Genomic DNA, 14,432 nt, shown 5'->3' with positions numbered 1-14,432 from the left:
GTGATCAGCACTTGGGGGTCGGCTTTTAATGGTCAGCTCTTAATGATCGAAGACAGCCAGCGCCGCCGGGGTCTTGCTCGGTTGGGTCTTGCTGTCCTCGGGCACATCCCGGCCCGCCTCCAGGCCGCCACCCAGGGCCGTCACCAGCTCGGCATGGGCGCTCAGGCGCGCGGCCTGGACCTGCTGCTGGACCTGTTGCTGGCGGAACAGCATGCCCTGGGCATTGAGCACATTGAGGTAGTCGGTCAGGCCACGCTGGAAGGCGACCATGGCGATGTCGTAGGTCTTCTGCGCCGACGCCACCGACTCGGCGGCGAACTCGGCCTGCTTGTCCATGGACTCGCGGCGGATCAACTGGTCGGAGATGTTCTTCAGGGCGTTGACCAGGGTCTGGTTGTAGTGGGCCACGGCGATGTCGTAGCCGGCCGCGGCCTCGCCCAGTTCAGCGCGCAGGCGGCCGCCGTCGAAGATCGGCAGGCTGATGGCCGGGCCGACGTTGTAATTGAGCTTCTTGCCGGTGAGGAACTCCAGCGCCCCGCCGCCGGTGGCCATGTAGCCAAGGCTGCCCACCAGGTCGACGTTGGGGTAGAAGCCGGCGTGGGCGACATCGATGCCGCGCGCCTGGGCCGCCACCTGCCAGCGGCTGGCGACCACGTCCGGGCGTTGGCCGAGCAGTTCGGCGGGCAGCGCCGACGGCAGTTTCAGCGGCGCGGCCAGGGACAGGCTCGGCCGTTGCAACTGCGCGCCCGCCCCCGGTCCCTTGCCGGCCAGGGCAGCGATCTGGTTGCGACCCAGGGCGATTTCTTCGTCCAGGGCATCCAGCTGGCGATGGGTTTCCGGCAGCGGGGTCTGCGCCTGGCTGACCTCGAAGTGGGTGCCGATGCCGCCGGCCAGGCGCTTTTGCGCCAGTTCGAGAATCTGTTCCTGCTGTTTCAGGGTGGCCAGGACGATGTCGCGCTGGGCGTATTGCAGCGACAGCTGGATATAGGCGCGCACGACATTGTTCTGCAGTTCCAGCTGGGCCTGGCGCGCCTCCGCGGCGCTCATGTGCGCCAGGTCCACGGCACGCTCGCTGGCATTGCTTTCCCGGCCCCAGAGGTCGAGGGCGTAGCTGAAGCCGAGCGCGGCGTTGTTGTCCCAGGTGGTGCTGTTGGCCAGCTCGCCCGGGCCATAGAACTGGTCGGTGGGCCAGTTGTGGCGCTTGAGGGTGGCGTCGCCCTTGATCTGCAGCGACTCGGCCGACTCGGCGATGCCGGCCATGGCACGCGCCTGGCGTACCCGGGCGGCGGCCATGGCCATGCTCGGGCTGCCCTGCACCGCCAGGGTCACCCACTGGTTCAACTGCGCATCGCCATAGGCCTGCCACCACTGGGCGGCGGGCCAGCGGGCGTCGCGCGCGGCGCTCTGGATCGCCTCGTCGGTGGCCAGTGTATTGGCCGGTAGTGCCTTGCCTTGCGGGGCAATGCCCCCGGTTCCGATGCAGCCGCTGATTGCTAACGATAAAGCCCAAACACTGAGAGTCTTCAGCTCTCTGCTGATGCGACGCGGCACTGCTGCGAATTCCTGAAATAGGGAGAAGGCGGATCCCTGTAGGAGCGAGCTTGCTCGCGAGACGGTGTCACTGACCCACCGCATTGCACGGGGCTCCGGCAGCCGGCCCCTACAGATCGGCGCAATTCTAGGCGGCGGGCTTTGCGGCGATAAGCTGGGATTCCTGTGAATCTTTATTACCGTTCGCGCGATAATCCCTTGGTGGAATAGCCAACAATCTGTTACTTCGTGTCACAATTTGCCATCTCCCGAGAGAGCACCCCATGGACACTTTGCAAAACATGCGCGCCTTCAGCTGTGTCGCCGAAGCCGGCAGCTTCACCGCCGCCGCCGTCCAGCTCGACACCACCACGGCCAACGTCTCGCGCGCGGTCTCCAATCTGGAGGCCCATCTGCAAACCCGCCTGCTCAACCGCACCACTCGCCGCATCGCGCTCACGGAGGCCGGCAAGCGCTACCTGCTGCGCTGCGAGCAGATCCTGGCCTATGTCGAAGAAGCCGAGGCCGAGGCCAGCGACGCCCACGCGCGCCCGTCCGGCCAGCTGAAAGTGCACACCATGACCGGCATCGGCCAGCACTATGTGATCGACGCCATCGCCCGGTACCGCAAGTCGCACCCGGACGTGACCTTCGACCTGACCCTGGCCAACCGCGTGCCGGACCTGCTGGACGAGGGCTACGACGTGTCCATCGTGCTGGCCAGCGAACTGCCGGACTCGGGCTTCGTCTCCCAGCGCCTGGGCATCACCTACAGCATCGTCTGCGCCTCGCCGGCCTACGTGAAAGCCAATGGCTGCCCGAGCAGCCCCAGCGACCTGTCGAACCATGCCTGCCTGCGCCTGGTGAGCCCGGTGATCGCCCTGGACAAATGGCTGTTCGACGGCCCCGAGGGCCAGGAAGGGGTCACGCTCAACGGCTCGCCGTTCCTGGTGAACTCCGCCGACGCGCTGAAAACCGCGATCACCAGCGGCATGGGCCTGGGCGTGCTGCCGGTGTACGCGGCCATCGAGGGCCTGCGCAACGGCACTCTGGTGCGGGTCATGCCCAAGTACCGCTCCCAGGAGCTGAACCTGTACGCCATCTACCCATCGCGCCAGTACCTGGACGCCAAGATCAAGACCTGGGTCGAGTACCTGCGCAACACCCTGCCGGAGATTCTCGCCGCCCATCAGGCGGAGCTGACGGCCTATGAACTGAGCGGCGGCCTCAGCGGCGTACGCCTGACCACTTGAGCCAAGCCCTTCGGGGCTTTGTCATGCTTCCCCCCTGTAGCCGCTGCCGCAGGCTGCGAAAGGTCCGCAAGACCTCCTGCGATCTCAAGAGCACGTCTCCTGCGGAGCCGATCGCAGCCTTTGGCAGCGGCTACAGTCGCAGAACCTTCTTGCCCTCACAGCCCTGTGCAGCCGCTACAAAAAGCCCGTGGGGAATGTTAGCTTGCTTGGCATTCTCCTCCGCCTGACGAGCTTTCCCGCGATGAAAAAGACCGTACTTGCCTTCAGCCGCATCACCCCGGACATGATCGAGCGCCTGCGCCAGGACTTCGAGGTGATAGTGCCCAACCCCAAGCTGGGCGATATCGGCGCGCAATTCAACGAAGCCCTGCCCCACGCCCACGGCCTGATCGGCGTCGGTCGCAAGCTGGGCCGCGCGCAGCTGGAAAACGCCAGCCAGCTGGAAGTGGTCTCCAGTGTCTCGGTGGGCTACGACAACTATGACCTGGCCTACTTCAACGAACGCGGGATCATGCTCACCAACACCCCGGACGTGCTCACCGAAAGCACCGCCGACCTGGCCTTCGCCCTGCTGATGAGCAGCGCCCGGCGCGTCGCCGAACTGGACGCCTGGACCAAGGCCGGGCAGTGGCAGGCCAGCGTCGGCGCGCCGCTGTTCGGTTGCGATGTGCATGGCAAGACCCTGGGCATCGTCGGCATGGGCAATATCGGCGCGGCCATCGCCCGACGCGGTCGCCTGGGCTTCAACATGCCGGTGATCTACAGCGGCAACAGCCGCAAGACCGCCCTGGAACAGGAGCTGGGCGCGCAGTTGCGCAGCCTCGAGCAGTTGCTGGCCGAAGCGGATTTCGTCTGCCTGGTGGTGCCGTTGAGCGAGAAGACCAAGCACCTGATCAGCCACCGCGAACTGGCGCTGATGAAGCCGAGCGCGATCCTGGTGAACATCTCCCGCGGTCCGGTAGTGGATGAACCAGCGCTGATCGAAGCCCTGCGCAACGGCACGATTCGCGGTGCCGGCCTGGACGTCTACGAGAAGGAGCCGCTGGCCGAGTCGCCGCTGTTCCAGCTGAAAAACGCCGTGACCCTGCCGCACATCGGCTCGGCCACCCATGAAACCCGCGACGCCATGGCCAACCGCGCCCTGGCCAACCTGCGCAGCGCCCTGCTCGGCGAACGCCCGCAGGACCTGGTCAACCCGCAGGTGTGGAAAGGCTGAAACCAACGCGGTCCACTGTAGGAGCGGCCGGTCGACGCTCGATTGCCCGCGATAGGCACGACGCGGTGTACCTGAGACACCGCTATCGCGAGCAAGCTTCGCTCCTACAGAAGCTCCTCAAACCCTGCAGCAGCCGCGCTACCCATCAGGCGAGCCGGGGATCGCGGACGGCCAGCGGCTTGGGCTTGCGGAACACCAGCACGTTGCCCAGCATCACCAGGACCAGCCCGGCCAGCGCCGGGGCGGTCCATTGGTAACCTTCGGCGAAGGCCGAGACATTCAGCGCCACCACCGGGAACAGCACGGTGCAGTAGGCCGCCCGCTCCGGGCCCATGCGGCCGACCAGGGTCAGGTAGGCGGTGAAGCCGATCACCGAGCCCGGGATCACCAGATACAGCAAGGAACCGAGGTAGCGCGCGTTCCACTCCATATCGAAAGGGATGCCCTTGACCAGGCAATAAGCCGCCAGCATCGCCGCGCCATAGGCCATGCCCCAGGCGTTGGTGGTCAGCGGCTTGAGGCCGGCTTTCTGTTGCAGGCTGGACAGCATGTTGCCCGCCGAGAAACACAGGGTCCCCAACAGCGCCAACCCCAGGCCGAGCAGGGTTTGCGGGCTGGCGCTATGGCCGGCCAGCTCCGGCCAGAACAGCAGGCCCAGCCCCAGCAGCCCCAGCGCCCCGCCCAGCAGTACGTTGCGGGCGATCTTCTGGGCGAAGAACACCCGGGCATTCAGGGCGTTCCACAGGGTCGCCGTGGAAAACACCACCGCCACCAGGCCGCTGGGAATCCACTGGCTGGCGTGCAGGAAACACATGAAGTTGATACAGAACAGGCACAGCCCCTGGGCCAGGCAAATCAGGTGCCCGCGACGGTTCATCACTTGCAGCTTGCGGCTGAGCAGCAGCATGACGAACAGCACCAGGGCCGCCAGGGCAAAGCGATAGACGATGGACACCGGAATCGCCACCACCCCCAGCTGCAGCTTGAGGGCGATCCAGGTGGTGCCCCAGATCAGGACGGTGAGCAGATAAAGCGAGAGGTTCATGGCGCGGGACTCCTGTGCAGGGCAACCCAGTCTCAGGCCATTGCGCGCCCGGGCGCTTGCATAAACTTGCGCTTTTGTCGGTTGCCGGGCTGGCAGCGCGTTGCCTACGGAGTAGGATGCGAAACATCTGACTTCGCTCCTGTAGCCGCTGCCGAAGGCTGCGATAGGCCGGGGTCGCGCTCGACCCGCAGGACCTTCTTGCGATCTCAAAAGCGCGTCTCCTGCGGAGCCGATCGCAGCCTGCGGCAGCGGCTACAACGTGCCACCCTTTATCGAATCAAAACCATGTCTACCCTGGAAACCCTGCAAGTCTTTCAAGCCCTGAACCGCTCGCCCAATGCTCGCCTGGAGCACAGCGCCGAGCTCGGTGACGGCCTGGCCGCAGCCTTGTGGAGCAACCATCACGACGCCCAGGACTACGAAGCGCCGAGCCATCACACCCTGTCGTGCTACATCGCCGGCGGCACCGGGACTTTTCGCCGTGGCCAGCCGGGGACCAAGGGCGGCCCGGACAAGCTGTGCATCCTGCCCGCCGAGCATCGTTCGGCCTGGGTGATCAACGGCGAGATCCGCCTGGCCCACCTGTATTTCAGCCCGGAACAATTTGCCCTGGGCTGCGTGACCCTGCTGGACCGCGAACCCCGCGAGCTGCAATTGCAGGAAAACACCTTCCTCGACGATCCGCAGCAGGCCAGGCGCTTTCGGCAACTGATCCAGCTGAACTGGGACGAACCCGGCGAGCGCCTGCTGACCAGCAGCCTGGCCCACGAGATGCTCAGCCACGCCCTGCTGACCCAGGTTGGCCAGCGCCAGGGGCTGCGCCTCAAGGGCGGGCTGGCGGCGCATCAGCGTCGGCAACTGGTGGAGTACATCGACAGCCAGCTGGCCGAACCGCTCAGCCTCGGGCAACTGGCCGCGCGCTGCGCCTTGTCGGAATACCACTTTGCGCGGATGTTCCGCGCGAGCTTCGGCCTGCCGCCCCACCAATACCTGCTGGCGCGACGCCTGAAGCATGCCCGCGACCTGCTGCGCGGCACCCGCCTGCCCCTGGGCGAGATTGCCCTGGCCTGCGGTTTCGCCAGCGCCAGCCACTTCACCAATCGCTTTCGCCAGGCCCTGGGTGGCACGCCCGGGGAATATCGCCAGGCGTTTCTTGGCTGAGTACAGCCGCCAGTTACAGCGCGTCGCCTTTATCGCGAGCAAGTCGGATCGCCGCCCGTTCGCTCCTACAGAAGCACTGCGCCCGCCCTCACACCGCACACCCCGTAGGAGCGAGGCTTGCCCGCGATGGCGATGTGTCAGGCAAAGCCGATCCCCAGCGTTATTGCAACAGCGCCTGCGTCACCCGATCTTCCAGGGCCTTGATGTGCGCGCCGTCGGCCCGGTAGTTGTTCGACAGCATCACCAGCACCAGCCGGCGGCCATCGGCCGCGCGCAGATACCCGGACAGCGACGACACGCCCTGCATCGAGCCGGTCTTGGCATGCAGGTTATCCACAGCCCCTGTGCCTTGCAGGCGATAACGCAGGGTGCCGCCGGTCATGCGCTGGGCATCGCCAGCCACCGGCAACGCCGCGTACCAGGTGGCGAACCAGGGCTGCTTGCGCGCCACCAGCAACAGGTCGCTGAGGCTCTGGCTGGAAATCTGGTTGCGCCGCGACAGCCCCGAGCCGTCCACCTGCACCAGCCCTTGCGGGCTCAGGCCCTGGCGCCGCAGGAAGCCCTCGATGGCCGCCACCCCGGCAGCGGCGGTGCCGGCATTGGCGGTCTTGCGGCCCATGGCCTTGAGCAGCACTTCCGACATGTTGTTGTTCGACAGCTTGAGCAGCGGCGTGATCAAGCCCGCCAGCGGCATCGACGAGTGACTGGCCAGCACCCGGGCGGGGGGTGCCGTGGGCTGGCCGATGCGCACCTGGCCCTGTACCGTCACGCCTTGCTCGGCCAGCGCTTGTTGGAACACGTCCGCCACCAGGCGGGTCGGCTCCCACACGCTGACCCAATGGCGCCGCGACTGCCCCGGCGGCAAGGCGCCGCTGACCAGCAGCAGGTTGCTGCCATGCTCACGGCCGACCTGCAGGCTGTCCGTCGTTCCGACCCGGCCCTGATTGCGCAGGCTCATCAGCCGGTTTTCCGGGCTGATGCGCACCGCCAGCGACGCTCCCGGCATCGTCGGCGCGGTGACCGACACCAGCACGCTGCCGGCGTCGAAGTCGTCGTTGGGGGAAATATTGAGGGCGGAAATCTGCGCCGCGTAATACAGGCTTTCATCGTCGCTGGCCCAATCGACGCCGAGCCGCTGGTCATCGAAGGCGGTGTCGTCGAGCACCAGGTCGCCCGCGACCTGACGAATGCCGGTGCGCGCCACCGCCGCTGCCAACTCCCGATAGTCCGCGACCTGCATGCTCGGGTCGCCGGAACCGCGCAGGTAGAGATTGCCCTGCAGGCGCTCGCCCTGCTGCGCGCCGTCGCCCAGCACCTCGGTGGCGAAACGGTAGTCGGGGCCGAGGACGTCCAGCGCGGCGGCGGTGGTCAGCAGCTTGAGGCTCGAAGCCGGGATCAGGCGGCTGTCGGGGTTGTGCTGATACAAGGCCGCGCCGCTCTCGGCATCGCGCACCGTCAGCGACACCGTGGCGCCCTGCAGCGCCGGGTCGGCCAGGACCTGATCCAGGCTGGCGGCGTAGCGGGCGCCGGGATGGCTGGCGCAAGCCGCCAGTGACAGGGCCAGGAACAACCCCAGCCCGCGAGTGTAGAAACGATGTGCTGAACCCATGAAAAACGTATTTCCTTGATGACCTCGAACCCGCGCCGACAACCTTGCAGCCGCGGCGACGGGCGCCCAGATAACGATTGGCGAGGGGTTCGTGTCAACGAACAATCGAAGCCAGCCCCTCAGGCCCGGCGCTGCGGAGCGCTCATTGCGCCAACGCGGCCAGCGGGCTGACCAGTAATCCCAGCCCCGCCGCCAGCAACGCCAGTCGCGGTTGATACGGCAGCAACAGCACCAGCGACAAGGCGCTGAGCATCAAGGCCGCGCACCATTGCACCAGGCCCAGGCCCCAGCCAGCCGCCGCGATCGCCGCCCACAGCGAGCCGGCCAGCAGCAGCCAGCCGCCAATACGCAAGCCAGAGCGGCGACAGGCCGTGGGTTTGTAGCCTAGGAGTTCGGCGTGATGACGGTCCATCGACAGGCACAACCCGGCAAAGCCTGGGTAACACAACAGCAGCGCCAGGAGCATTCAGTTCACCTCGGTTTCAAGGGCGGCCCGTCGCGAGCGGGCGGCAACGGTAGGCTGGGCGACAGGACGCGACATCTTCCAGGCCCCCCAGGCCAGGAACAGCCCCGCCGCCAGGCAGGTCAGGTCGAAGCCGGCGCGGACCCAGTCGCCATGCACCAGGAAACCATCCAGCACATCGGGCATCGTCAGCGCATCGAGCAGCGGCACGCTGGCCAGCATTAGCGCCGCCAGGCCCAATTGCTCGACCCAGGCCTTGCGCCCGCGACGCAGCGCGGCGTGCAGCAGGCTCAGGCCCCAGACGATAAAGAAGCTGTTCACTTCCCAGTCCGCCCGCCCGGCAAGGCTCACCGGCAACAGGCGATTGGCCCAGAAGAAGGCGGCGACGGCCAGCACCAGGCCAGACATGCTGGCGATGTTCAGCACTTCCACCAGGCGCAGTTCGAAGGGCGTCACTCCACTCTTGGCATGCTTGAGCTGGCGCTTGCCCAGCCAGATCACCAGCCCGGTGCCGATCATCGCGGTGGCGGCCAGGCCGCAGATAAAGTACAGCCAGCGCAACAGCGGCCCGGCGAAGAGGCCCATGTGCAGCCCGTAAAAACTGCCGTTGATGGCCAGGGCCGTCGACTGCGGCGGCGACACCTGCAACAGCTTGCCGCTGACCCCGTCGAACGTGACCACATTGCCAAAGTCGCGGACCACCTGGTCGCCACCATGACGCATGACATTCACCGAGGCATTGGCGTCCCCCGGATTGTTCACCGTGATCCGCCCCACGCGGCCACCCGGCCACTGCTCGCGGGCCTGCTCCAGCAGCGGTTCGAGTTGCACCAGGTGCGCCGGCTTGCCTGCGGCCGGGGCGGTTTTGCTGGCGGGGAACACTTCGTTGAAATACGCCCGGGTGTCGTTGCCGTAGGTGGCCAGGATGCTCGCCGGCATGACCATCGACATGAAGATCACCAGGCTGCTGTAGGTGATCATCAGGTGGAACGGCAGCACCAGCACGCCCACCGCGTTGTGCCCGTCGAGCCAGGAGCGCTGGCCCTTGCTGGGGCGGAAGGTGAAGAAGTCCTTGAAGATTTTCTTGTGGGTGATGATGCCGCTGATCAAGGCGACGAACATCAGCATGGCCGCCGCGGTGGACAGCCAGCGGCCCCACGGATGAGGCATCTGCAACTGGAAATGGAAGCGGTAGAAGAACTCGCCGCCGCGGGTATCGCGGACCTGCAGTTCGGCACCGGTGGCCGGGTCCAGCAGTTTCTGGGTGAAGGCGCCGCGCTCGCCGGGCTTGCCCGGGAACTGCCACATCACCGACAACCCCGGCTCACGGGCATCGGGCAGGTTGATGAACCAGCGCGAGGCGCCCTGGGCGTGCTGCTGCAGATAACTCTGGGCGAGGATCAGGCTGGTTTCGTTGCTGACCGAGCGCGACGGCACTTCGGGCTGCATCCAGTGGCTGATTTCGTCCTTGAAGTAGGCCAGGGTGCCGGTCAGGAAAATCGCCAGCAGCAGCCAGCCGAATACCAGCCCGGCCCAGGTGTGCAGCCAGGCCATGGACTGGCGAAATCCCTCCTTCATGAAAGATTCATCCCGTGCGCCCACGCAGAAATCGCCGCCAACCCCAGCGCCGGCAGCAGCAAACCGAGCCAGGCCTGCCAGGCCGTGCGGCAGGCAAAGCACCAGAGCACCGCCACCAGATAGAACAGGAAGGAGGTCATCATGCCGCTGACCACCGCATCGGCGCGGGACACGGGGAGCAGCAGGGTCATGCAGACGCTGGACAACGCCGCCAGCAGGTAACCGCCGAATACCGCGGCCAGCACTCGCGACGTCACCGCCAGACGGTAGGAAGAGGGGATCGTGGCAACTTTGCTTTTCATGTTTCGACCTTGAAACCAGGACCGCCCGGCGCAGGGAATTCCCCTACCCGGACTCAAGTCGGCGCAATATTAATGATAAATATTCTCATGCGCAAAAATTCACTGACCCGCAGCGGGATCTTCCGCCGGTCCGGGTTGATTGCCCAATGCCATGCCAGGCCACTACAATGCGAACAATTCTTGTTCTCTTAAGCGTTTTCATGCTGCCGGAGCGTTCGGCTTGGCTCACTCCTCTACCGTCGAAGTCCTCTATCACGCCCATCACAGCTGGCTGAACGGCTGGTTGCGGCGTCGGCTCGGCTGCCCCGACAGCGCCGCCGACCTGGCCCAGGACACCTTCATGCGGGTGCTCAGCACCCGGGAAACGCCGTCGATCGTCGAGCCACGGGCGTTCCTCACCACCATCGCCAAGCGGGTGCTGTGCAACCATTACCGGCGCCAGGACCTGGAACGGGCCTATCTTGAGACGCTGGCGCAGATGCCGGAACTGCTGGCGCCGTCCGAGGAAGACAAGGCGATCATCCTGCAGACCCTGCTGGAGCTGGACCAGTTGCTCGACGGTTTGCCGCGCCTGGTGAAACGCGCGTTCCTGCTGGCCCAGGTCGATGGCCTGAAACATGGCGAGATCGCCCGCGAGCTGGGGATCTCCATCGCCACGGTCAAGCGCCACCTGCACAAGGCAGCCCTGCGCTGCTACTTCGCCCTGTGAACACTGGCCTCCCCCGCCCGCCGGACATCGGCGCCCAGGTCGCCGAACAGGCCGTGCACTGGCTGCTCGAAATGCAGGCGGGCCCACTCAGCCCACGCCAGCAACGGGCCTGGCAGCAATGGCACGACGCCCACAGCGAACATCAACGGGCCTGGGAACATATCCAGCGGGTCAATTCGCGGCTGCGCGGCCTGTCTTCGCCCCTGGCCCATGCCGCGCTCGCTGCGCCGAAGTCCTCCAGCCGGCGCCAGGCGCTGAAACTGCTGCTGATCCTCGGCGCCGGTTCCGCCGCGGCCTGGGGCTTGCGCGAACACAACCCGCTGACCCCGCTGATGGCCGACTACCGCAGCCCGGTGGGCCAGCGGCGCAAACTGCAATTGAGCGATGGCAGCCAGTTGCAGCTCAATACCGACAGCGCGGTGGACGTAAGTTTCGACGGCCAGCAACGGCTGATCCGGCTGTTGGCCGGGGAGATCCTGCTGACCGCCGCGGCCGACCGCCGGCCGCTGTTGATACAGAGCGCCCAGGGTGTTTTACGTCCGCAAGGCGCACGGCTGAACCTGCGCCAGTTCAGCCAGCGCACCCAGCTGGCGGTGTTCGAAGGCAACGTCAGCCTCAGCCCGTCGGATTATTCGGGAGCGCCGTTAGTGGTAAGCAAGGAACAGCAATTGAGCTTCACCCGCAGCGCCTGGGACAACCCGCGGCCGCTGGACGCCGGCAGCGGCGCCTGGAGCGAAGGCATGCTGGTGGCCGCCCAGATGCGCCTGGCGGACTTCCTCGACGAGCTGGGGCGCTACCGTCGCGGCCAGCTCAACTGCGATCCACAGGTCGCCGACCTGCTGATCTCCGGCAGTTATCCACTGGACGACAGCGAACGGATCCTCGACCTGCTGGAAATCAGCCTTCCGGTGAAGGTCCGTCGCTTCACCCGCTACTGGGTCACGGTCGAAGCCCGCGCGTGACCTGTAGCCGCTGCCGCAGGCTGCGATCGGCCCCGAAGGGGACGTGCTCTTGAGGCCCTCGAAGGCCCTTCGGGCCTTATCGCAGCCTGCGGCAGCGGCTACAGGCGTCGATTCAATGTTTTTCCCGGTGTGCCGTTTTTTTCATTTTGTGTGAGCCGTTTTCCAGCACTCGCGTGACAGAGAAGGAAAGCCCCCTTGACTGCAACCTTCTCAGGATCGATGTCCATGCCCCAGCAACCCACTCGCCTCACGCCCCTTGCCCGCACCCTGCGCCAGTTGCTGCTGGGCGCCAGCCTGAGCTTGGCCGCCCTGCCGCCGGCCATGGCCGCCGATGGCCTGTCGCGCGATTACCACATCGCCGCCTCATCGCTGGAAAACGCCCTGAACCAGTTCGGCCGTGAGGCCGGGGTGCTGATCTCCTTCGGTTCCCAGGTCGCCAGCGGCGTGCAGAGCCAGGGCCTGGAAGGCAGCTACACCACCGAAGAAGGTCTGAATGCCTTGCTCAAGGGTACCGGCCTGCAAGCCCGCGCCGAAGGCGGCAATGCCTTCAGCCTGCAACCGGTGAGCGCCGAGGGCGCACCGGCGGCCCTGGAGCTGGGCACGTCCAGCGTGGTCGGCGACTGGCTGGGCGATGCGGAGCAGACCAACGTCTTCGAACACCCGGGGGCCCGTGACGTGATCCGCCGCGAAGCATTCGAACGCCAGGGCGCCACCCAGGCCCGCGACGTGCTCAACCGCATCCCCGGGGTCAACGCACCGGAAAACAACGGCACCGGCAGCCACGACATGGCGCTGAACTTCGGCATTCGCGGGCTCAACCCACGCCTGGCCTCGCGCTCCACGGTACTGATGGACGGCATTCCGGTACCCTTCGCGCCCTATGGCCAGCCGCAGCTGTCCTTCGCCCCGGTCAGCATGGGCAACATGGACGCGGTGGACGTGGTGCGTGGCGGCGGCGCCGTGCGTTACGGGCCGCAGAACGTCGGCGGCATCGTCAACTTCGTGACCCGCGCCATCCCCGATGCGCCCACGGTCAAGGGCGGCTTCCAGACCGAGACCAGCCCGTCCTCCAGCCACGACGGTTTCAAGACCACCGGCAACCTGCTGGCCGGCGGCACCGCCGACAACGGCCTGGGCGGCGCCCTGCTGTACTCCGGCACCCGTGGCGGCGACTGGCGCGAACACAGCGGCACACAGATCGACGACCTGATCCTCAAGGGCCATTACCAGCTCGACGACGCCAACAGCTTCAATGCCATGGCCCAGTACTACGAGGGCGAGGCCGATATGCCCGGTGGCCTCAACGTTGCCGACTACAAGGCCGATCCGTATCAGTCGACCCGCCCGTACGACAAGTTCTGGGGTCGTCGCACACTGATCAACTTCGGTTACCGCTACCAGGAAGATCGCCGCGAATTCACCGTCAACAGCTTCTTCACCAAGACCCTGCGCAGCGGCTACCTGGACCAGGGCAGCTTCCTGTCGCTGTCGCCGCGCGAATACTGGGTGCGCGGCATCGAAACCCGCTTCGCCCAGGGCTTCGACCTCGGGCCGACCAGCCATGAGCTGGGCATCGGCTACCGCTACATCAACGAGGCCGGGCACGAGTTGCGCTACCGCACGCCGATCAGCGCCAACCAGCAACTGCCCAGCACCAGCAGCCGCAACGACCGCGATACCCGCGGCGGCACCGAGGCCAATGCGTTCTTCATCGACGACCGCATCGACATCGGCAAGTGGACGCTCACCCCGGGCATCCGCTACGAGATGATCGAGTCCCAGCAGACCAACAACCTGACCAACGTCAAATACAAGGGCGACTACAACACCGCGCTGCCGGCGCTGAACGTGATGTACCACCTGACCGACAGCTGGAACCTCTACGCCAACACCGAAGGTTCGTTCGGCAGCGTGCAGTACAGCCAGATGCCCAACCGCGTGAGCAGCGGCGAAGTGAAACCGGAGAAGGCCCGCACCTGGGAACTGGGCACCCGCTATGACGACGGCAGCCTGCGGGCGGAGATCGGCGCATTCCTGATCAACTTCGACAACCAGTACGACAGCAACCAGACCAACGACTCGGTGATCGCCCGTGGCGAAACCCGCCACCAGGGCATCGAGACCAGCGTCAATTACGCACTGGACGGCCTGAGTCCGGCGCTGGCCGGTTTCGATCTGTACGCCACCTACGCCTACGTCGACGCCACCATTCGTGAAGACGGGCCGAACAAGGGCAACCGCGTGCCGTTCTCGTCCAAGCACAAAGGCACCCTCGGCATCGGTTACACCGAAGGCCCGTGGAAACTGAACTTCGACAGCAGCTACCAGAGCAGCCAGTTCGCCGACAACGCCAACACCTCCACCGAAAGCGCCGACGGCAGCACCGGACGGATTCCCGGCTACATGCTGTTCAGCAGCCGCGCCGCCTACGACTTCGGCCCGCAACTGTCGGACCTCAACATGGCGGTCGGGGTGAAGAACATCTTCAACCACCAGTACTTCACCCGCTCGTTCGACGACAACAACAAAGGCAAATACGTGGGCGAACCACGGACCCTGTACGTACAGACCTCCGTGGCGTTCTGATCCAACGTGCTCCTGCAG

12 protein-coding genes are annotated in these 14,432 nt (G+C 65.9%); 6 read left to right on the top strand and 6 right to left on the bottom strand.

What is annotated here, in order from left to right; translation table 11 throughout:
- Window positions 1-39 precede the first annotated feature (39 nt).
- Entirely contained in the window at window positions 40-1,551 is a 1,512-nt protein-coding gene (locus DK261_RS06825) for an efflux transporter outer membrane subunit (protein ID WP_041985872.1), read from the bottom strand.
- A 263-nt stretch (window positions 1,552-1,814) separates the two neighbouring features.
- On the opposite strand from DK261_RS06825, the gene DK261_RS06820 reads away from it, so the two are divergent.
- Together DK261_RS06820 and DK261_RS06815 are read left to right on the top strand one after the other, a co-directional pair.
- The gene (locus tag DK261_RS06820) at window positions 1,815-2,783 is read left to right on the top strand and encodes a LysR family transcriptional regulator (protein ID WP_016703289.1); all 969 of its coding nucleotides are present in this window, start codon (window positions 1,815-1,817) and stop codon (window positions 2,781-2,783) included.
- Between the two features lie 241 nt (window positions 2,784-3,024).
- Window positions 3,025-3,999, top strand: coding sequence for a D-glycerate dehydrogenase (locus tag DK261_RS06815; RefSeq protein WP_028681692.1), 975 nt, complete (start codon window positions 3,025-3,027; stop codon window positions 3,997-3,999).
- A gap of 145 nt (window positions 4,000-4,144) precedes the next feature.
- Here DK261_RS06815 and DK261_RS06810 read toward each other — a convergent pair whose 3' ends face one another.
- The gene (locus DK261_RS06810; protein WP_016703291.1) at window positions 4,145-5,044 is read right to left on the bottom strand and encodes a DMT family transporter; all 900 of its coding nucleotides are present in this window, start codon (window positions 5,042-5,044) and stop codon (window positions 4,145-4,147) included.
- 285 nt (window positions 5,045-5,329) lie between these two features.
- Between DK261_RS06810 and DK261_RS06805 the strand changes: the two genes are divergently transcribed.
- Window positions 5,330-6,205: a helix-turn-helix domain-containing protein gene (locus tag DK261_RS06805; RefSeq protein WP_009047062.1), complete on the top strand. Its 876-nt coding sequence runs from the start codon at window positions 5,330-5,332 to the stop codon at window positions 6,203-6,205.
- A gap of 160 nt (window positions 6,206-6,365) precedes the next feature.
- On the opposite strand, the gene dacB is transcribed toward DK261_RS06805, so the two are convergent.
- From dacB to DK261_RS06785, 4 genes are all read right to left on the bottom strand, one after another.
- Entirely contained in the window at window positions 6,366-7,814 is a 1,449-nt protein-coding gene (gene dacB / locus DK261_RS06800; RefSeq protein ID WP_110175446.1) for a D-alanyl-D-alanine carboxypeptidase/D-alanyl-D-alanine-endopeptidase, read from the bottom strand.
- A 142-nt stretch (window positions 7,815-7,956) separates the two neighbouring features.
- Entirely contained in the window at window positions 7,957-8,280 is a 324-nt protein-coding gene (locus DK261_RS06795; RefSeq protein ID WP_016703293.1) for a DUF3325 domain-containing protein, read from the bottom strand.
- The gene (locus tag DK261_RS06790; protein WP_110175445.1) at window positions 8,281-9,855 is read right to left on the bottom strand and encodes a PepSY domain-containing protein; all 1,575 of its coding nucleotides are present in this window, start codon (window positions 9,853-9,855) and stop codon (window positions 8,281-8,283) included.
- Window positions 9,852-10,157: a DUF3649 domain-containing protein gene (locus DK261_RS06785; protein WP_009047058.1), complete on the bottom strand. Its 306-nt coding sequence runs from the start codon at window positions 10,155-10,157 to the stop codon at window positions 9,852-9,854. The genes DK261_RS06790 and DK261_RS06785 overlap by 4 nt, the downstream gene beginning before the upstream one ends.
- Window positions 10,158-10,377: 220 nt before the next feature.
- On the opposite strand from DK261_RS06785, the gene DK261_RS06780 reads away from it, so the two are divergent.
- The 3 genes from DK261_RS06780 to fecA all read left to right on the top strand — a co-directional run bounded on the left by DK261_RS06780 (window position 10,378) and on the right by fecA (window position 14,414).
- The gene (locus tag DK261_RS06780; RefSeq protein ID WP_016703295.1) at window positions 10,378-10,866 is read left to right on the top strand and encodes a sigma-70 family RNA polymerase sigma factor; all 489 of its coding nucleotides are present in this window, start codon (window positions 10,378-10,380) and stop codon (window positions 10,864-10,866) included.
- Window positions 10,863-11,828, top strand: a complete 966-nt coding sequence (locus DK261_RS06775; RefSeq protein WP_110175444.1) for a FecR domain-containing protein — start codon at window positions 10,863-10,865, stop codon at window positions 11,826-11,828. Before DK261_RS06780 ends, DK261_RS06775 begins: the two co-directional genes overlap by 4 nt.
- A 225-nt stretch (window positions 11,829-12,053) precedes the next feature.
- Window positions 12,054-14,414 carry a TonB-dependent Fe(3+) dicitrate receptor FecA gene (gene fecA, locus DK261_RS06770; protein WP_110175488.1) on the top strand — a complete coding sequence of 787 codons (2,361 nt, stop codon included), beginning with the start codon at window positions 12,054-12,056 and terminating at the stop codon, window positions 14,412-14,414.
- Window positions 14,415-14,432 lie beyond the last annotated feature (18 nt).

It is taken from the genome of Pseudomonas sp. RW409 (assembly GCF_003184125.1).
Lineage (GTDB): Bacteria > Pseudomonadota > Gammaproteobacteria > Pseudomonadales > Pseudomonadaceae > Aquipseudomonas > Aquipseudomonas chlororaphis_I.
This window is presented reverse-complemented; position numbering and strand designations above follow the sequence as displayed.

Coding starts and splice junctions, on each gene's coding strand:
- DK261_RS06815 (WP_028681692.1), top strand. CDS start 3,025: ATGAAAAAGACCGTACTTGCCTTCAGCCGCATCACCCCGGACATGATC.
- DK261_RS06785 (WP_009047058.1), bottom strand. CDS start 10,157: ATGAAAAGCAAAGTTGCCACGATCCCCTCTTCCTACCGTCTGGCGGTG.
- DK261_RS06795 (WP_016703293.1), bottom strand. CDS start 8,280: ATGCTCCTGGCGCTGCTGTTGTGTTACCCAGGCTTTGCCGGGTTGTGC.
- DK261_RS06790 (WP_110175445.1), bottom strand. CDS start 9,855: ATGAAGGAGGGATTTCGCCAGTCCATGGCCTGGCTGCACACCTGGGCC.
- DK261_RS06810 (WP_016703291.1), bottom strand. CDS start 5,044: ATGAACCTCTCGCTTTATCTGCTCACCGTCCTGATCTGGGGCACCACC.
- dacB (WP_110175446.1), bottom strand. CDS start 7,814: ATGGGTTCAGCACATCGTTTCTACACTCGCGGGCTGGGGTTGTTCCTG.
- DK261_RS06820 (WP_016703289.1), top strand. CDS start 1,815: ATGGACACTTTGCAAAACATGCGCGCCTTCAGCTGTGTCGCCGAAGCC.
- fecA (WP_110175488.1), top strand. CDS start 12,054: ATGCCCCAGCAACCCACTCGCCTCACGCCCCTTGCCCGCACCCTGCGC.
- DK261_RS06805 (WP_009047062.1), top strand. CDS start 5,330: ATGTCTACCCTGGAAACCCTGCAAGTCTTTCAAGCCCTGAACCGCTCG.